The following is a 19019-nucleotide window of genomic DNA, read 5'->3' on the forward strand; positions in this document are numbered from 1 at the left end:
ATAAGAACCCGAATGTAATTCTAAAATATTTTTTCGAATTCGCTATTCTTCATTTAAGCCGAAATACTCGACAAATGGGCAAATAGCACCAATAAGTTCCTTTTTTTCTTCGGTAAATACAATTATTTAGATAAAAATTAAAATCGTTAATCTCATCGCTGATAGCTCAAGACTCATGTCTAAAACTTTTTCTTCGTTTCCGTAAAACTGAAAGAAGCCAAAAAAGCAATCAAAGCGGCAACCGCAGCAACATAAAATGGCATAGTCATTCCATACTTATCTGCCAAAATTCCTGCAATCACTGGAGCTAAAACACCACCTACAAATTCGCCTGCACCAGCGATAAAACCAATACCTTTTCCTGTTGAATTAATCGGTAGCGTTTCTGAAGGTATTGCCGAAAACACCACTGGAACAGCCCCAAACATAGAATAAGTAAAAAACATAGCAGGAAGTTGAACAGATGAATTTTGTAAAAGAATAATAGATAATGGATAAAAAATGCCTATCAAACAGAAAATTATGACCAATGGCTTTCTTCCGAATTTATCTGATAAAGTAGGCACAATAATCCCTGAAAAAAGGGAAGAAAGCCCCATTAAACCTAAGATTTCCCCAACTTCGCCTTCTGGTAAACCTTGTACTTCTACGATAAATTTTGGCAAAAATGCTATGCAACAATTCATCCAAACCATTAAACAGCAACTCAATAAAACGGCTACTTTGATATTTCTGAATTGCATGATTTCTCCGAAAGACAAACCTTGGTCTTCTTGCGTATGTGTACTTTCTGTTGTACTATTTTTTACAAAATTCCAATTGATAAAAGCTAAAATCAAACCCGGAATACCCACAATAAAGAAAGTAGAACGCCAACCTAGCTTTTCTGCCAAAGCCACCAAAAGTATTGGGGCAATCAGAAATCCAAAGAGTGTTGAACCAAAACTTTGAAGAAAACCCATGTTGAAACCCAAACGGCCTTTTGAAGATTCTTTAGCGATAAACGACTGGATTAAAGGCAAAGTTGGTCCTTCCGAAAGTCCCATCAGCAAGCGAGTAAGTAATAAAATACCAAAAGAAGCCGCCAAACCAGAACTGATAGAGCACAATGAAAACACCACGACAGACAATACGAAAACTATTTTTTTCTTATTATTCGCTTCTGACCAAGCCGTTAAGAAATAACCAGAAAAAGCCCAAGTAAAGGACAATCCAGAAACTAGCAAACCAATTTGCGTATTGTTCAAAGAAAGGTCTTTGATGATAAAAGGCGAAAGATACGCAACTGCCATTCTATCCATAAAAACCAATCCGAAAGTAACGCTCATCAGCGCCAGTAATTTGTTTTCGTATGTTAGTAGTTTGTTCATTGTCAATACTTGTTAATTAGCGAATGAAAATACTTTCAGCGTTTAGTTGTCTAAATGCTGAAAGTATTTTCTATGATTTAAAACTTGTAACTCAACGTTAAGAAATACGAGCGTGGCATACTTCCTTGCGTTGCATAAGTAGCTGTAGGATTAGCCGCAATAAAATCTTTAGTAAAACCCTGACGATTCAATGCTGCGGGGAAACCACCCGGACCAGACCATCCCATTACGCCATAAGTATTTAAAATATTATTTACGTTTGCCTGTAAACGGACATTGTTCGATACTGCATATCCCAAACTTAAATCTGCTTGCCCGAAAGCTGGAAGTTTAAACGCATTTGGAACATTCGCTTGGCGAGAACCCAAATAAGTATAATTCAACATGGCATTGAATTTTCCCAAAGTATAAGTTGGAGCTATACCAAACATTAATTTGGCATTATTGTCCGTCTCGTTTCCAGAAAAATCTTGGATGACATCATATTCTCGTCCTTTTCCACTAGCAATCCATGTTTTGAAACTTACTGCTGTTGAATTTTGTACCGTAGCATGAGCTCTTAGGCTAAAATTGGCAGAAAAGACATAATTTCCTTCAAATTCAACTCCATAAGTTCTGTACTTTGCATAAAGTGTCGTTGGGTTATAATTGTTTCCCGTAGCATCTTGAAACGCAAATTGTAAGTTGGGAACATTACTTAATGTACTGAAAAATGGCGTTACATTCAGCGTTAAATCATTTTTCTTTACTTTCAAAGCCGCTTCTAATTGTTCAATATTTTGTGCATCGGTATTTAATGAAGCAATCAAATTAGCATCAGTTGCCGAGAAAAAATTACCAATATCAGGCGTTTTATTTCCGTTAGAATAACGAACATAAACCGCCATTTCCTCACTCATGCGGTAATTCAACCCAGCAGAAAATGATAAAGTTTTCATCGTTTTATCAAAAGCCAAAGGCGTTCCTGCAATTCCACCACCATTATCATAGACCGTTAAAGGGTTTCCATCAGTTCCTCCATAAGTTGGGTCATAAGCTCTTGGATTTCTGGTTGCTGGTGTATTTGTTCCTGCAATATTAGTTCTTTCATAACGTAAACCCCAATCAAGGTTTAAGGCTGGAGTAATCGACCAGTTATGTCCTAAAAATAAGGCTAACTGATTTTTGGTAGCTTTTGAAGTAGAGATACCACCTCTTCCCAAATCCATAAAACCATTTGGGTCGGTAATTTGGTACTTCTGTCCATCCAAGCCTACTAAAGAAATATCCACTAAATGTGGTTGGTCTTGTAAAGTACCCACACCAACGCCCGAATCATCCTGTCCACCTACTCTACTTACATCTGAGTTGGCATAAAATCCGCCGAAATTAAAGCTCATTTTTTCTAACTTTTTAGAGAAAGAAAATTGATCCATAAATTCATTGATGCTAATGTCTTGGTAGAATAATGGTAAAAAGAACAATGAGTTTTTCTGAATATTACTTCCGGGAAAATTGTTATTTGCTCCTGGCACGAAATTAAATCCTGCGAAATGTCCATCAACAATGTTTGGAAACACACCAACCGTTCCTAACGTTTGTCCTGTTACTTTGTCTGTAAAAGTGTAAGTTCCTAAATGTCCTGTTTGAATTAAATTAGGTAAACCATAAAATACGATGCCATCTGTAGCAAAAGGCGTTACAACTGCTGGCGCATTTCCGGTTACTTTTTTAGCAGAATATTTTCCATCATTTTTAAAAGTCCAACCCGAACCTAAATCTTGTGTCCAATTCAAACCAATCGTTTTATCACGGTTATAATATTTATCTTTTGAATTAAAAATAGCTGTTCCTGTATTGTTAATAGGAATTTGCATCGAAAAGGCTGGCAAATTATATGAATCCGTCGTAGAAAGTCCTGATACAATTTTAGGGTCTGCCCAGCCTTGCGTTGGAATAAATTCTGCTTGTGCATTACGGTCGTCTAATAATTTAGCATAGATTTTCAATGAACCAGAACTATAATTTTTAACAATATTCGCTTTTACTTGTCCACCATTGTTACTAGCATAACCGGGGTATCTCGCTCCGTCCGACTGGCGATAAAAACCTCCAATATTATACGTTAATGAACCATCTTTGTTTAAAGGACCACCAAAATTTACATCTGTTCTATAAAAAGGGTTTTTGCCATTTCCTTCCAAACCCACTTTCGCTCTGATTTCTCCTTGAAAAGTTCTTCCTCCCGTTTTAGATACATAATTAAAAATACCGCCCGGTGCATTCGCTCCCAGAATTGATGCCGTTCCACCTCTTACTGCTTCTAAACGTTCAGTAGTAATGTCGGCTCTTAAATAATTGTCAGTTCCATAGTTTACATTCATTAAAGGTAAACCGTCTTCTTGCATCGAAACATAATAATAACCCGATGCATTATCAATAGAACCCGCCGAAATACCTCTTGAATATACTGAATTAGCAATTTCTCCACGAGCATTGTTGACATACACTCCCGGAACATTTCTTAATAAATCTGCCGCACTAGTTGGAGCAAGTAAAGACATTTGCTTGGCATTCAAAGTAGAAATCGCCACTGATGATTCCATTTTAGTTCGCTTGTCGAACACACCAGTTACCACTACTTCTTCTAAATCTTCTGTATCTTCTTCAAGCGAAACAACAAGATTTGTCGTTTGTGGAACTGTAATCGTGATGTCTTGATTTTTATATCCGATAAATGATACGACTAAATTATACTTGCCGTTCGCAAGGTTTGCAATTGAGAAAGCTCCGCTTTTATCTGTTGAAGCTCCTTTGTTTTGTCCTTTTACTAAAACTGAAGCACCAGCCAAGGGATTTCCTTTGATGTCTTTTACTTCGCCACTTACTTTGTTGTTCTGTGCTATCACAGACAAACTAATAAATATCATTACGCTGAATGACATTATTTTTTTTATTAGGATATGTATTCTCATAACTTTGTATATTGTTTTGTGATATTTCAATAAAAAACATTACAAAATTCATAATATAACAATCATTATGTGATTCAAAAACAACCTAATATCATTCAAAATCAATACATTTCTAAATATTGCTTAGGAGTGATGCCTGTTTGACTTTTGAAGAATCTAGAAAAATTACTGGGAGTTTGGTCAAAAAGCTTCACAGCGATTTCTGAAATTTGTAGATTAGAGAACTTCAGGAGTGTTTTTGCCTCTAAAGTGAGCATTTCATTCAATAAATCTTGCGCTGTGCGATTTGTACTATTTTTCACACACTTATTTAGGTAGTTTGGACTTATATTCAAAATTTGGGCATAATCAGTCACGTTCTGTTTTTGATAAATGTGTTGTGACAAGGCGTTTTTGAATTGCTCCGTTATCTGAAAATAGGCATTTTTGGTTTTTTTCTTCTCTGCTGGCAGTTCTTTTTTGATTTCTTCAAAAAGCACAAAAAGATAAGTAGCCACCAAATTCAAATTAATTTCTTCTTCATCTTCATACAAATTAAGTAAGCGTTCTAAAATTTGCTCAATATAAATCCTCCCTTTTTCGCTGATAGAAATAACTGGGCTAGACTGAAGTTGAAAAAAATGAAAAGTATCGTTGAGGTAATTTTTAGGTAAAAAAGGGAATAGCTTTTCATCAAAATGTAGGAAAAAACCTTCTACATCTTCCGACATCGCCTCGTGTTCTGTAATTTGAAAAGCGGGCAAGAAAAACAATTGAGATTCATGAAAATCGTATTTATTCAAACCTTTACTTCTTCTGGAAGTGCCTTTTTTTAAATAAATAATATCGTGCACCGTTTTGCGGTGCGGTGGCAATGGAAATGAAAATTTATGAATAAAATCTTCAATACGATTTACATGATAATGCTTATGCTTAGTTTGCGAAATGGTGGGTTGCCATTTAATGGTCTTGTAATGAAAATCATTTAAATCTTCAGGGCGAAGAACAGGTATTTTTTCTTGTCTATCCATTGAATGTTCCAACTGTTTACGATTGTATTTCCTACAAACGGGTATCAATGATATAAAATTATCTATAATTTTTGAGATTATTTATATAGTCAAGAATGAGTTGTGAATGATGTTGATGCCTCAGCCAAGAAATCAATTATCGATTCAACAACCTAAATTGCTCTGGTGTTTGGTGAACATCTTTTTTGAAAACCCTGATAAAATAAGAACAGTCTTCATAACCAAGATGATAGGCAATTTCACAAATCGACATACTTGAATGTAACAAAAGCCTTTTTGCTTCCAGCACGATACGGTCACGAATCAGTTCTCCAGCCGTTCTTCCAACAATTTTATTACAAATGGCATTCAAATAATTAGCTGTAATATTTAATTGGTCGGCATAATCTTTCACAGATTTATAATTTCTGTGCTGCTCTTCAATCAAATTTTCAAAGTTTTTGATTTTAGAAATACTTGCCGTTGCAGTTTCGTCTTTATAATTTGGCTGATAAACCCGCACTGCCTGAATCAGAATTTGCTTTAAAATGGTTTTGATATAAGCTTCATAATTTGATTGTTTTGCAGAATACTCCTGAATAATTTCCTCAAAAAGATTTACGATTACTTTGCCCTGAGCTTCATCAAAAATGACCATTGGCTCATCATTCGGACTGTTATTAAAAAAAGGTAGCGCATTCAAAGCAAGACTTTTTTCATCTGTTTCATAAAATTCTTTTCTAAAGAAAAAAGAGTATCCTTCAATATCATCACTCAATTCCCATTCGTGTACTTGTCCTTCGTTCATCATAAAAAGCTGGTTCGGCACTACTTCGTAATGTCTAAAATCAATGTCATGTGTGCCTGACCCACTTTTTATATAAATCAAATTGTAGAAATCATGACGATGCGGAAAATCAGCAGGCGTTAAAGTCTTCGCATGAATTTCCAAACGCCTGATGTCCATAGTCATCAGAATATGTTTATCGCAACAATTCAGTTGCTCGATGGTGATGATGGGAATTGGTTTTTTCATGTTAGACAAGAGAGAAAAGATGAAAGAAGCAAGAGAAAAGACATAGGAACAACACAATTTGTATCTTGAATCTTAAGTCTTCCTTCTTGTCTCTTGCTTCTTTAATCTCAAAAAAATCTTAACTCGGTAATTTATCTTTAAAATATCCGTATGTCCAAGTACCAGCGATGGCACTTGCTAAAGTAATGGTTACAACGATAAAGCCATTTCCGATTTGAGCAAACAATGGTCCAGGACAAGCGCCCGTCATTGCCCAACCCAAGCCAAAGATTAAACCACCATAGATTTGTCCTTTGTTGAATACTTTATCGTGAAATACAATTTTTTCACCTGAAATGGTTTTGATATTGAATTTCTTGATTAAGAAAACTGAAGTCATCCCCACTACAACTGCCGTACCAATTACTCCGTACATAAAAAATGATTGGAGGCGAAACATTTCTTGAATTCTAAACCATGAAATAATTTCAGCTTTTGTAAAGACGATTCCGAAAATTATCCCAATCAACATATATTTAAAATTCCCCGCTATAGGTTCTTTCTTTTTTTGGTCGTTTGGTGCATCACACACAAACTCTTCATTAATCAAAGCTTCTGATTTTTGCATTTTCTTAGAACAGTTTAAAGATTAAAGGTAAAAGTAATTGGGTCATCAAAAAGCCCCCAACCATGAAGGAAATCGTAGCGATTAACGATGGTAATTGTAAAGTTGACAAGCCCATAATGGCATGTCCTGAAGTACAACCACCTGCATAACGAGTACCAAAACCTACCATAAAACCTCCAATTACAAAAAAGAACAAGCCTTTTAGCGTGAAAATATTTTCGACACTGAATAAATCAGCAGGCATTAAATTTGTAAAATCAGTAATGCCTAAAGCTTTCAAATCAGTAATTGTACTTTCGCTGATGACGATTGTATTTGGGTTTGATAAAAACTGATTGGCGATAAATCCACCTATCAATACACCCGCAACAAAGAAAAGATTCCAGATTTCCTTTTTCCAATTATATTTAAAAAATGGAATATCGGCAGGAAAACAAGCCGCACAAATATGACGAAGGGACGAAGAAATCCCGAATGATTTATTTCCAATAATCAGTAAAGTTGGAACCGTCAGTCCAATCAATACTCCTGCCACTGCCCAGTGCCAAGGTTGACGAATTAATTCTAACATTATATCTTTGTTTTAAGATTATTTTAATTTAGAAGGACAAACAAAATCTGTTTTTGGTACGGAGGTTTTAGCAATTTCAGCGAAGCCACCAGCAACATCAACAACATTATCAAAACCACGAGCTTTCAAAATTGAACTTGCCATCATCGAACGATAGCCGCCCGCACAGTGAATATAATTAGTTTCTGTTTTAGAAAATTCCGCCATGTTATCACTCAAAACTGCCAAAGGAATATTCATAGCTTCATCAACGTGCTCGGCTGTATATTCTGTTTGCTTACGAACGTCTTTTACAACAAGTTTACCTTCTGCTTCTTCAAATCTTTTAGCAAATTCTGTCGCTGAAATTGATTCAATGCTATCGGTTTCTTTTCCTGCTGCCACCCAAGCGTTTATTCCTCCTGCTAAATAGCCAATCACATTATCGTAACCTACACGTGATAAACGAGTAATTACTTCATCAATGTTTTCTTCCTCAGCCACGAAAAGAATTTCTTGTTCAATGTCTGTAATCAACGTTCCAATCCAAGGTGCGAAATCGCCTTTAATACCAATATTAATTGAATTCGGAATGAAAGCATCTTTAAATACTTGTGCTGTGCGAGTGTCAATTACAATTGCTCCCGTTTCATTCGCTGCCACTTCAAAAGCCTCTGGCGATAAAGCTTGAACACTTTTTACAATCTCGTCCATCGTTTTAATACCCGTTTTGTTCATCATCACATTTTTCGGGAAATAATAAGGCGGTGGTAAAAGTCCATCAGTTACGGCTGCAATAAAATCTTCTTTGGTTTGTTCTTTCAAAGCATAATTTGTTGCTTTCTGATTTCCCAAAGTATCAAAAGTTTCTTTACTCATGTTTTTTCCACAAGCCGAACCAGCTCCATGCGCAGGATAAATAATTAAATCATCCGACAAAGTCATGATTTTGTTTCTGAGTGAATCGTACAAAAAACCCGCTAAATCCTTCGTGGTAATACTTCCTAATTTTTGGGCTAAATCTGGACGACCAACATCTCCAATAAAAAGTGTATCACCTGAAAATAAACAATGTTCATGACCATTTTCATCGATTAATAAGTAACAAGAAGATTCCATCGTATGACCAGGTGTGTGAAGTACTTTAATACTTATTTTACCAACTTGGAATACTTGGTTGTCTTCAGCAACAATACAATCAAAACTTGGATTAGCATTTGGACCATAAACAATTTGCGCACCTGTTTGACGAGATAAGTCTAAATGTCCCGACACAAAATCTGCATGAAAATGGGTTTCAAAAATATATTTAATTTTCGCTCCATTTCTAGCAGCCTTAGCGATGTAAGGTTGTACTTCACGAAGTGGATCAATAATGGCTACTTCTCCTTCTGATTGGATATAATAAGCACCTTGTGCTAAACACCCTGTATAAATTTGTTCTACAATCATTTTAAGATAAAAGTTAATGAAATGTTTTAATGATTTAGTCTATTGATTTTAAATAAATACTTACAATTTTTTCTTCAAAATAAGGATTGAAACGATGCTATAAAATACGATTGGCAACCATAAAATATTGATTGAACTATAGAAAAAGGCTGCAATTCCCCCAATAATAAATCCTGTGATATTCAACATTTTAACAGCAAATGCTTTTAAAAAATCCTTTTTACAAGTACTTGAAAAATCTCCAAAAAAATACTTGGCAATGTCTAATCCAGAAGCCATAACTACGCCTGTAATTTGTGAAGCTCTTATTTGATTTTCACTATGATTTGCCCCAAAAGCATTTTGCGTACTCGACACTAAAAAGAGTAACCAAACAATCAAATGTTGCGACCAAACAGCGTAAAGTAGAATAGCAAGATTCAATAAAATTGGTAGGACTTTTACATAAGCTTTATCGGTGCTTTTACCATAATAAAAGCAAGAAGAAGCCCAAAACGAACCAAACCAATACATGAAAATATAAGAACAAGTAAGAAGTATATCCTTCAACGTTACAGTTCCACTTGATATAATACTTGAACTATAATGCCCCGTTACATTTGTGACAACCAATCCTAAAAGGGTGATTCCTAAAATATTGATGACTCCCGAAACAAAGGAAAAAGAAAAAGAAGAAAGATATGTTTTTCGAGTAATCATCTAATTAAAAATTAATATATGTTGTTTTTATCATGTAATTAGGCAAAAAAAGCTACATGTTGCAATCGCAGTTTTCTATGCAGGCTAAAAGCTTGATAATTTCCTTCTCTTTTAATTCGTAATACACATTCAAACCATCTTTCTGAGATTTCAAAATCCCTCTTAATTTCATGTTGATTAAATGATGCGAAACCAAGGATTGCTCGCAATCAAGTACTTTGCAAATATCATTTACGCCCATTTGTCCTTCTTGACTCAACAAATCAATAATCGCCAAACGAACAGGATGCGCTACCGTTTTCAGGATGTAAGCAGCTTTTTCCATTTTCTGTTTGCTTACCTGAAATCTCTCTTTGGGGCTATTTTCTAATACTTCCATTTTCTTGTGATTAATTACAATACAAATATATGATAATATTATCATATATCGCTAATGTAAAATTCTAGCAAGCTTAAAAATTGGTAATAATCAGTAAAAAGTACTGTACATAAACTAATTAGTTCGACAAAAAACGAGTAAAATGAAGTGGGCTTACTCTAGTTCTACACAGAGTAAGCCCATTTTTGGTAATTCAGAAGTTATTAATTCCGAAATATTAGATTTACTTTCAATCCTTAATATTTTATCTCGGTCTTCTAAATCAAACGTCAGTTTTGCATGAGGTAATAAAGTTGATAAATGCTTGATAATTTGCTTCGCAACTGACTTGCTGTTGATGGATGTTTTAAAAACAAAAATCATAGTTATGCTTCTTTACTTTTCTGTATTTCCTTCAAAATCGTGTGGTCAATATAAAAAGTTCCAAATGGTAAAATACTGGATATCAATACTTTCCAAGTTGTACTTGTAAATTTCCAGTTTTCTTCAACACTCACACTCAAAGCATTCAGAATAAAAATGATAAATAATGCACCGTGAATTGGTCCTAATATTTTTGTTCCTGCCGGACTATCCATGTAATATTTCATCGGTGTGGCGATAAAAAGTAACAGGATAAATGATACTCCTTCTAAAAAAGCAATGATGCGTAAACGCCCAATATTGGTTGAAAATAATGTTTTCATCTTAAAAATGTCTAAAAAATACTCTGTGTGCGAAAGGAGAAAATGGCCAAGGAATAGCAATAAAAATGATAAATAAAGCTAAAGAAAACCAAACTAAAATTGTTTTGAATTTTTCTTCATCGGTTTTTCTTCTTTTTGCTAAAGCTGAGCCAATTGTTAAAACAATAATGGCAATCGACATCAAAAAAATGTGTATCAAACCGAAAAAAGTAAATTCTAAGTTTTTACTAGCCTCTTTAAAATTACTCAAAAAATATTGAACCGTCGGACTTTTGAAGTAAAGATTAATACCAACTGCCAATTGAATATGCGCAATCGTTGCCGTCCAATGCCGTACTGCATTATCTGTTTTACTAAACAAAGCTTGATTTTTTAAGCCACGATAAGCCCTAAAAAGCGAATAAATAATGCTGATTAAGACAAACCATCTTATCAGCGAATGTATAAATAAAAGTATCTGCATCTATGTTTGAATGTTAATGATGCAAAGATATTTCAAAACATACTAAATAGTATGTTTTTGAAGAAAAAATTATTGCAAACTATCAAGATATGACTTTAAAGCCTTTAAATAAGCTTGATAATAATTACTTGTTCCATATAATTTCCCAAGATTTCTGATTCCTCCATAACCAGAAGCTATAAAGATTGATACCTCTTTACTATTAACTTCTGCTTTTACTAAATCTAAATCTTTTGCTTTTTCTATCGCATTTTCCATTGCCAAAAGCATTTGATTCATGATTTTGGCAAGTGCTTCATTAAATTTTTCATTCAATGGAGCCATTTCTTGAATCAAATTATTGGTTGGGCAGCCGTATTTTATCTGTAAATATGGGTCTTGAATCAATAAATATTCCATCATTTCATAAATGGCATTGAGCGGATTTTCTGAAGATAAAAGCGGTTCTAGCAACATTTTGCCCATTGTTTGCTCCATCATTTCGTTAATTACAGCCAAACCCATTTCTTCTTTATTCTTGAAATGATAGAAAAAAGCACCTTTTGTTACTTGTGTAGTAGCAATAATATCATCAATACTGGTCGATTGATAACCATTAATATAAATCAATTCAAACGCTTTTTGAAGTATTGTCAATCGAGTTGCAGCGGCTTTGCCCATGAAATTTAAGATTATTGAATGCTTTTAATTACACAAAGATGCGTGATTTCTTTAAAATTTACTTGCCACAAAAATTTGCCTTTGAAAATTATCCATGGAATTTTCAAAGGCAAATCTATCGGTAACCAAAATATTATATTTTTACTTTCTTCCTTTTAACTAAATCAAACTTATCTCCTTTTTTCAAAAAGTAAAGTTTCATAGCTTCTTTGCTTTGTTGTGCATCAAAAATCAAGACTTGACTTTCACCCAAAACCTCGGCTGATTTATTATTTTGCACATAAACGGCAGTGTTTTCATCAATACCAATGCCTAATAAAGTTGGATATTGGAGAATTAAACCCATCAAACGGTTTTCTCTTTGACGTTTAATAAAGTGTTGATCTACAATCACATTAGTCAGTAAACCCAAACCTTTTTTGGTTTCTACTTGTGTGCCATCAATAACGTCTAGCTTTCCATTACCAGTAATCATTTTTTCAGACATAATCGCTGTTCCAGCACTTGTTCCCGAAAAAACAACATTGTTGTGATACCTTTCGTGCATAGCTTTAAAAAGCGTTTCATCTTCCAACACTTTCATGATTCTAACTTGGTCACCGCCCGTAAAGAAAATGCCTTTGGCTGATTTCAATTGATTCAAGAGTACTGTTTTGGATTCGGCAGTCAATGGAGAAAAGGGTGCTGAAACAACTTTAATCGGTGACAACGCAACAATATCTTTTTTAATAGATTCAAAACTAGCGTCTTGCTCGCCACTTGCCCAAGTAATAATTAAGATTTCGCCTTGTTCTTTACCACTTAATTCAATCAGTTTATTGAGTGCATCCGCTGGACGTTTGCCACCTCCAATAACGATTAAATGTTCTTGAGCATAAGTAAAACTAGTACAAAATAAAATGATGGATAAGATTTTCTGGAGCATAAATTGTAAGGATTATTTGTTGAAGAATTTTCTTACAATATCGTAAATCTAAACCGGAAAAAATAGTGCTAACTGCTAACACATTCTGTTTTGTTTTCTTGGCTTTATTAAGGTTTGTTCTGCAAGGTGTAGGAAGGAATTATCACTCGAAGTTTTACTCCTCCAAGTTGGAGCAAGAAAATACTGTATAATAAATACTTAGCAGAAAGCTGTTTTTGAGTTTTATTTTAAATTTAATCGCATATTAATAAGCCAGATGCTACTTTACCAAAGTAGCCCTGCATAGACAAAACTACTTGACTTTGACAACGACTTTTCCTCTTGAACGACCAGTTTCAACGTAAGACAAAGCTTCATTCGTTTGCACAAACGGAAATACTTTATCAATCACAGGTTTAATTATATCTGCTTCAATCAGTTTTGTGATTTCACCTAATTGTTTGCCTTCTGCTCTCATAAACAAGAATACAAAATTTGTATTAAGTTTCTGTGCTTTTTTCTTAGCACTTAAACTAATCAATTTTGTAACTAATTTTAAATACCAAGGTAAACCAATCTGGTTTGCAAATTCAGGAGTTGGTGGTCCGACTAACGAAATAAGTTGCCCATCAGGCTTTAAAATACGTAATGATTTTTCTAGAATTTTTGTATCTCTATTACTGTGTAACACCAAATCATACTCTTTTAATTTGGTTTCAAAATCTTCAGTTTTGTAATCGATAATAAGGTCAGCACCAAGGCTTTTTACCAAGTCAATATTTTTTGCACTTGTAGTTGTAGCAACAAAAGCACCTAAATGTTTTGCTAACTGAATGGCAAATGTACCGACACCACCCGAACCAGCTTGAATGAAAACTTTTTGCCCTTTTTTAATTTTCCCTATTTCAACAAGAGCTTGCCAAGCAGTTAAACCAACCAACGGAATTGAGCTTGCTTCTTCCATTGAAAGATTTTTTGGTTTTAAAGCCACGTCATTTTCATCAATAGAAATATATTCAGCAAATGTACCAATACGATAATCTGATACACGGGAATATATTTCATCGCCTACTTTGAACTTACTAACTTTTGAACCTACTTTGGTAACAACACCAGCCACATCGTGACCATTTACAAATGGTGGTTTGTATGGTAAAAACAATTTGAATTCGCCATTTCTAATAAGTGAATCCAACAAATTAACACCTGCTGAATGGACTTGCACTAAAACATCATTTTCTTTTACAATTGGTTCTGTCCAATCAGTTAAATGCAACTTTTCATTTTTGCCGTAGCGTTTTACTATGAATGCTTTCATTGTTTTTTATTTTATTTAGTTAAAAATGGTAATGCTTTTTTAAGAAATTCTTCGTGATACTGGAATATACCGCCATGCCCTGAATTCGGATAAATTACAATTTCAGAATTAGTAAAACGATTTGCCAAATCATACGAATTTGGTGTAGGCACCATTCTATCATTATCACCATTGACTACTAACACAGGATGCTTAAAAACACTCAAATCGGCAGGCTTATCATTTCCCCAATTTTTAATGGCTTTAAGCTGTTTTTTCAACACACTTAGTTTTACTTTCTTATCTCGGTTTTCGGTTCTTTCTTTCAATCTTTTCAGAAAATCACGAGCAGCAGCCTTACCTACTTTATTTTGTGTAAAGAACAAATAAAATTTAGGGTCTCTGAAAGTGAAGAGTCCTTTAAAAATATCCTTGTAAGTTAAGCCGACCACATCGCTAACACCTTTACCACCACGAGGACCAGTGCCCGCAAGTACAATTTTTCGAGCCAAAGTAGGTTCTATTAAAAGTAATTCCTGAGTAATAAAACCACCCATAGAAAATGCTACAATATCCACTTGTTTATATCCCAAGGCATGAATAAAGGCAATAGCATCTTTTGCCATATCAGGAATACTTGTTCCCTGATCACCTGTAGTTGCACCTACGCCCCGGTAATCAAAAGAAATAATTTGACGGTTGGCCGCAATGGCATCCATTATTCTTGGGTCGCAATTATCAAGATTAGCGGTTAGGTGATTAAAATAAATAACAGGAATATCACCTTCTTTACCATAAGAACGGTATGCAAATTTTATACCGTTAGCTTCTACAAATTTGGTGGGAACTGTTACGTAAGAGTAGTTTCCACTTTGTGCATTTGTTGCTGTCATTTTTAGAATTATTAAAATTACTAGAAAAAATGTACTTTTCATTTTAAGCATTGTTTAATTGTTTGAGAACATTTTTTTCTAAAATTCCATAAGCAAAATGCTGCAAATTAATCAAGATAGAAGTGCCTTTACCTACAATATTCCTAAATTTTGGCTTATCTGTTTGAACTACTTTAAGCACTTTTTCTGCAACCATTTCAGGGTCTTCAGCTTGTTCTACTAAGTCCTTAGTGAATTTTTCAATCTTGCCTCTTAAAGAATTATAATCTTCAATTTTATTTAAGGTCGTTGATGAATTATCTAAAATATTGGTTTTGAAAGCAGCAGGCTCAATCATAGAAACACTGATATTAAACTCGTTCAGTTCATAACGTAATGATTTAAAATAACCCTCTAATGCGTGTTTTGAAGCGGCATAATAAGCGGCATTGGGAAATGACACAAGTCCAATTATTGAGCCCACAGTTATTATTTGACCGAATTTTTGTTTTCTAAAGTAAGGTAATACCGCATTTGTTACTTTGATAGTTCCCCAAAAGTTAGTTTCCAATTGTTGCCTACCTAACTCAATTGGCGTTTCTTCTGCAATACCTGACACTAAAAAACCAGCATTATTGATAAGAATATCCAACTGACCTATTTCCTTGAAAATTCTTTCTGGAAAAGTGTTTATTGATTGCTCTGAATCAAGGTCTAAAGCTATCATTTTGAAAGGCAACTTTGAAGCATACTTTTCAGGGTTGCGACTTGTGCCGATTACATTATATCCACTTTTATGAAGCTTATTTGCGATTAGAAGCCCAAACCCTGATGACGCCCCTGTTACTAAAATTGTTTTACTCATGATTACTTGATTTAAAATTTTACTTGTAAATTTACTTTCAAATTGCAAGTACAAAGATACAAACAACTTTCAAAATGCAAGTTATTTTTAAAAATATTTTATGAACACAAATAAAAAAAGATCTGACTGCCCATTGAGTTGTTCGCTTGACGTATTCGGCGACAAGTGGTCATTACTCATCATCCGAGACTTGATGTTCGGAAATAAATGTACCTATAATGACTTTTTAAAATCGGAAGAAGGTATTGCTACTAATATTTTAGCCTCAAGATTGAAAGGACTTGAAGAAAATGGTGTAATTGAAAAATCAGCACACCCCGACAGTAAGGCAAAAATTTTGTACAGACTTACACAAAAAGGAATTGAGTTATTGCCAATTTTAATGGAAGTTTACATTTGGTCGGAAAAGTATTATGAAATACCAACCGACATAAAAGCTACAATCAAAGAAGCCAAAAAAGATAAAGACAAATTTGTAAAACAGGTTACAGAAACATTAAAAAACAAAATAACCGAGCATAAAAGCAGCAGCTAATAAGGGGTTTGAAGCGAATGGCTTAACGCCCTCTCGTTATTCAAAGTCTTCTTTCTACTTTGAACGATAAATAAAATGCAGTGGGCTAATACTCAAATCAAATTTTCGATAGAAATCACAAATCCATTTCCCAAGCATAGTTCCATAGGAACGGTATATTTCGTTCCTATGGAACTATCAGTATCTTTACTAAAAACATTTCTACCGATATTGTACTCCTATGGAGTATTTTCTTTACTATTTCAAGTTGTAATTGATTTCGTAAAATGTCGAATAGTTTAGAAAAATCAAGTAAACTACTCTCTCTTAAGATGAATAATAAAGCCATTCATAACCTTTTGACCTATTGCGTAGCTGCTATTTGGCTGATTAATGGACTGTTTTGCAAGGTATTAAACCTTGTGCCACGACACCAACAAATTGTTGCAAGAATTGTAAGCATTGAATATGCACGATTCTTGACACTTGCAATTGGTATTGCCGAAATGGTGATGGCGATTTGGTTTTTAAGTAAAATAAGTTCAAAGTTGAATGCTTGGGTTCAAATCATCATCGTAGCAATTATGAACATACTTGAGTTTTTCTTTGTGCCTGATTTATTACTTTGGGGCAAATTCAATGCACTTTTTGCTTTAGTTTTCATCGCTGTCGTTTATATAAATGAGTTTCGATTTAATAAGAACTAAAACCATTTTTTAGAATGTTCTCTTGCCTGAAAAATCAGCTTTTTGCCGTTGAGGCTTACTTCAAAAGCTCAACCGTTTTGACATTTGCTGTACCCAAAGAACAGTTGGAAAATCTTCTTCCTCCCTGTTTAGCTTTAGACGTTTTTGATAACAAATGGGCTTTTGTTGCCGTTGCAATGGTACAAACCACAGAACTTAGACCGAAAGGATTCCCTAAATTTTTGGGAAACGATTTCTTTTTAATCGGCTATCGCATATTTGTTCGCTACACGAATACTAATGGGAAGAGATTAAGAGGCTTATACATTCTAAAGTCGGAAACAGACAAGAAGAAAATGGAATACTTGGGCAACATCTTTACGCATTATAATTACTCAACTACGGATATTTCGCAGATCCAAGATGATACTTGTACAAGAATAACATCGAAAAAATCAGCATTTGAGATTATCGTTGAAAACACCAAACAAGAAGTTTTATTACCTCAAAACTCGCCATTCAAAGATTGGAAAGAAGCCAGAAGATACGCCGGTCCTTTGCCTTTTACTTTTCATTATGATGCAAAAAATAAAAAAGTATTAATCATTGAAGGAATGAGAGAAAATTGGATACCAAAGCCTGTGCAAATAAAAGCGTATAAAATTCCCTTTTTAGATGCTTTAGATTTACAAAACATTGTACTTGCGAATGCTTTTGTTATCAAAAATATCCCTTATTTTTGGAAAAAAGGTAAAATTGAAAGTTGGGAAAAATGAGAAAGCCTTTTCAAGGAGTTTGGAATATTATTCGTTTTAATTGGCATTTTTATATAGGGTCAATCGCTTTGCTATGTTGCCTTTTGTTACCAGAAAACTATCTACCATACTTGCGGACTATCGAATTATTGGTACTTGTTCCTACCCTTGTTTCACTTTGTGTTTCATTGTATGTGTATGATTTATCGGGTCTTTATATGTTAAATTGGATAGATAATAGCTCCGTAAAGTGTTCCGCCACCATTGTTAATATTCATGCTGGTTTTGACGAAACAAGTATTTTACTTGAGTCCAAGTTTAATGAAGCTGAACTTTTGGTATTTGACTTTTACGAACCAACGAAGCATACAGAAATTTCAATCAAAAGAGCAAGAAAAGCTTATCCAAGTTTTCCAAGTACAAAGTCTGTAAGTACAAATCATTTGCCAATTGCCGATAACGCTGCCGATATGGTTTTTGTGATTTTTGCCTCACATGAAATCAGAGATGAACAAGAACGTATTACATTTTTTAAAGAATTGAAACGCATCATTAAACCAACAGGTACAATAGTCATAACTGAACATCTAAGAGATTTTCCAAATTTTTTAGCTTATAATATTGGCTTTTTACACTTTTATTCAAGAAATTCTTGGTTAGGACTTTTTCAAAAAGCATCCCTTAGCGTTAAAAAAGAGCAGAAAATCACTACATTTATTTCAACTTTTACCCTCACAAAGAATGGAATTGCATCTTAAAGCAATAGGAATCCTTTTGGTTATTTTGGCAGTTGTTCATGGTGTTTTTCCAAAATACTTCAATTGGCAACAAGAATTAAATAAGCTGAGTTTGATTAACAAACAAATGATGTACGTTCATACTTTGTTTATAGCTCTTACGGTTTTACTGATGGGACTTTTATGTGTGTGTTCTTCCAATGAATTAGCAAATAGTCATTTAGGAAAGCATATTTGTTTGGGTTTTGGCATATTTTGGGCTGTTCGACTCTTCATCCAGTTTTTTGGCTACTCGTCAATTCTTTGGAAAGGCAAAACTTTTGAAACCTTTGTTCACATTATTTTTGTCTGTTTGTGGGCTTATTTGAGTTTTATATTTTTAAGTATTGCCTTTTCATAATCAAATGGTAGTCGTTACTTAAAAACTTTAAATTATTTTAACATTTTAAAGCTAATACAAGACTGAGATGATATTTTACTTCATGCTAACACTGCCTTCCTATGGAGCCAACATTCAGACAAAAGAAACGGTAGCAGTAACCAG

At 34.1% G+C, this 19019-nt stretch carries 22 protein-coding genes; 5 read left to right on the forward strand and 17 right to left on the reverse strand.

The window, feature by feature from the left end; genetic code table 11:
* Nucleotides 1-179 precede the first annotated feature (179 nt).
* The 17 genes from ABID42_RS03500 to ABID42_RS03580 all read right to left on the reverse strand — a co-directional run bounded on the left by ABID42_RS03500 (nt 180) and on the right by ABID42_RS03580 (nt 15783).
* Nucleotides 180-1370: an MFS transporter gene (locus ABID42_RS03500; RefSeq protein ID WP_367282451.1), complete on the reverse strand. Its 1191-nt coding sequence runs from the start codon at nt 1368-1370 to the stop codon at nt 180-182.
* A 77-nt stretch (nt 1371-1447) separates the two neighbouring features.
* A complete protein-coding gene (locus tag ABID42_RS03505; protein WP_367282452.1) occupies nt 1448-4294 on the reverse strand; it encodes a TonB-dependent receptor in 2847 nt (948 codons plus the stop codon).
* Between the two features lie 131 nt (nt 4295-4425).
* The gene (locus ABID42_RS03510) at nt 4426-5334 is read right to left on the reverse strand and encodes a helix-turn-helix domain-containing protein (RefSeq protein ID WP_367282453.1); all 909 of its coding nucleotides are present in this window, start codon (nt 5332-5334) and stop codon (nt 4426-4428) included.
* A gap of 136 nt (nt 5335-5470) precedes the next feature.
* Entirely contained in the window at nt 5471-6349 is an 879-nt protein-coding gene (locus tag ABID42_RS03515; RefSeq protein WP_323257716.1) for an AraC family transcriptional regulator, read from the reverse strand.
* A 118-nt stretch (nt 6350-6467) separates the two neighbouring features.
* On the reverse strand, nt 6468-6956 hold the full coding sequence (locus ABID42_RS03520) for a DUF6691 family protein (protein WP_367282454.1): 489 nt from the start codon (nt 6954-6956) through the stop codon (nt 6468-6470).
* Nucleotides 6957-6960: 4 nt separating this feature from the next.
* On the reverse strand, nt 6961-7527 hold the full coding sequence (locus ABID42_RS03525) for a YeeE/YedE family protein (RefSeq protein WP_323257712.1): 567 nt from the start codon (nt 7525-7527) through the stop codon (nt 6961-6963).
* Between the two features lie 18 nt (nt 7528-7545).
* Entirely contained in the window at nt 7546-8958 is a 1413-nt protein-coding gene (locus ABID42_RS03530; RefSeq protein ID WP_367282455.1) for an MBL fold metallo-hydrolase, read from the reverse strand.
* A gap of 60 nt (nt 8959-9018) precedes the next feature.
* On the reverse strand, nt 9019-9657 hold the full coding sequence (locus tag ABID42_RS03535) for a DUF1275 family protein (RefSeq protein ID WP_367282456.1): 639 nt from the start codon (nt 9655-9657) through the stop codon (nt 9019-9021).
* 52 nt (nt 9658-9709) lie between these two features.
* Nucleotides 9710-10036 (reverse strand): ArsR/SmtB family transcription factor, encoded by a 327-nt coding sequence (locus ABID42_RS03540; protein ID WP_323257707.1) that lies wholly within the window; start codon nt 10034-10036, stop codon nt 9710-9712.
* Nucleotides 10037-10189: 153 nt separating this feature from the next.
* Nucleotides 10190-10399 (reverse strand): hypothetical protein, encoded by a 210-nt coding sequence (locus ABID42_RS03545; protein ID WP_367282457.1) that lies wholly within the window; start codon nt 10397-10399, stop codon nt 10190-10192.
* Nucleotides 10400-10401: 2 nt separating this feature from the next.
* Nucleotides 10402-10722 carry a DUF3817 domain-containing protein gene (locus tag ABID42_RS03550; RefSeq protein ID WP_367282458.1) on the reverse strand — a complete coding sequence of 107 codons (321 nt, stop codon included), beginning with the start codon at nt 10720-10722 and terminating at the stop codon, nt 10402-10404.
* 1 nt (nt 10723) lies between these two features.
* Nucleotides 10724-11185 (reverse strand): hypothetical protein, encoded by a 462-nt coding sequence (locus ABID42_RS03555; protein ID WP_367282459.1) that lies wholly within the window; start codon nt 11183-11185, stop codon nt 10724-10726.
* A 69-nt stretch (nt 11186-11254) separates the two neighbouring features.
* Nucleotides 11255-11845, reverse strand: a complete 591-nt coding sequence (locus tag ABID42_RS03560; RefSeq protein ID WP_367282460.1) for a TetR/AcrR family transcriptional regulator — start codon at nt 11843-11845, stop codon at nt 11255-11257.
* Between the two features lie 133 nt (nt 11846-11978).
* Nucleotides 11979-12770, reverse strand: a complete 792-nt coding sequence (locus tag ABID42_RS03565) for a cyanophycinase (protein ID WP_367282461.1) — start codon at nt 12768-12770, stop codon at nt 11979-11981.
* 292 nt (nt 12771-13062) lie between these two features.
* Nucleotides 13063-14067 carry an NADP-dependent oxidoreductase gene (locus ABID42_RS03570; protein WP_367282462.1) on the reverse strand — a complete coding sequence of 335 codons (1005 nt, stop codon included), beginning with the start codon at nt 14065-14067 and terminating at the stop codon, nt 13063-13065.
* A gap of 11 nt (nt 14068-14078) precedes the next feature.
* The gene (locus tag ABID42_RS03575) at nt 14079-14939 is read right to left on the reverse strand and encodes an alpha/beta fold hydrolase (protein ID WP_367282463.1); all 861 of its coding nucleotides are present in this window, start codon (nt 14937-14939) and stop codon (nt 14079-14081) included.
* A 43-nt stretch (nt 14940-14982) separates the two neighbouring features.
* The gene (locus tag ABID42_RS03580; RefSeq protein WP_367282464.1) at nt 14983-15783 is read right to left on the reverse strand and encodes an SDR family oxidoreductase; all 801 of its coding nucleotides are present in this window, start codon (nt 15781-15783) and stop codon (nt 14983-14985) included.
* A gap of 100 nt (nt 15784-15883) precedes the next feature.
* On the opposite strand from ABID42_RS03580, the gene ABID42_RS03585 reads away from it, so the two are divergent.
* From ABID42_RS03585 to ABID42_RS03605, 5 genes are all read left to right on the forward strand, one after another.
* Nucleotides 15884-16318, forward strand: a complete 435-nt coding sequence (locus ABID42_RS03585) for a winged helix-turn-helix transcriptional regulator (protein ID WP_367282465.1) — start codon at nt 15884-15886, stop codon at nt 16316-16318.
* A gap of 266 nt (nt 16319-16584) precedes the next feature.
* Nucleotides 16585-17004, forward strand: coding sequence for a DoxX-like family protein (locus ABID42_RS03590; RefSeq protein WP_367282466.1), 420 nt, complete (start codon nt 16585-16587; stop codon nt 17002-17004).
* A gap of 14 nt (nt 17005-17018) precedes the next feature.
* Nucleotides 17019-17759: a DUF2071 domain-containing protein gene (locus ABID42_RS03595; RefSeq protein WP_367282467.1), complete on the forward strand. Its 741-nt coding sequence runs from the start codon at nt 17019-17021 to the stop codon at nt 17757-17759.
* Entirely contained in the window at nt 17756-18496 is a 741-nt protein-coding gene (locus ABID42_RS03600) for a class I SAM-dependent methyltransferase (RefSeq protein ID WP_367282468.1), read from the forward strand. Before ABID42_RS03595 ends, ABID42_RS03600 begins: the two co-directional genes overlap by 4 nt.
* Nucleotides 18480-18875, forward strand: a complete 396-nt coding sequence (locus ABID42_RS03605; RefSeq protein ID WP_367282469.1) for a hypothetical protein — start codon at nt 18480-18482, stop codon at nt 18873-18875. The genes ABID42_RS03600 and ABID42_RS03605 overlap by 17 nt, the downstream gene beginning before the upstream one ends.
* Nucleotides 18876-19019 lie beyond the last annotated feature (144 nt).

Source organism: Arcicella rosea, from assembly GCF_040543805.1.
GTDB lineage: Bacteria > Bacteroidota > Bacteroidia > Cytophagales > Spirosomataceae > Arcicella > Arcicella rosea.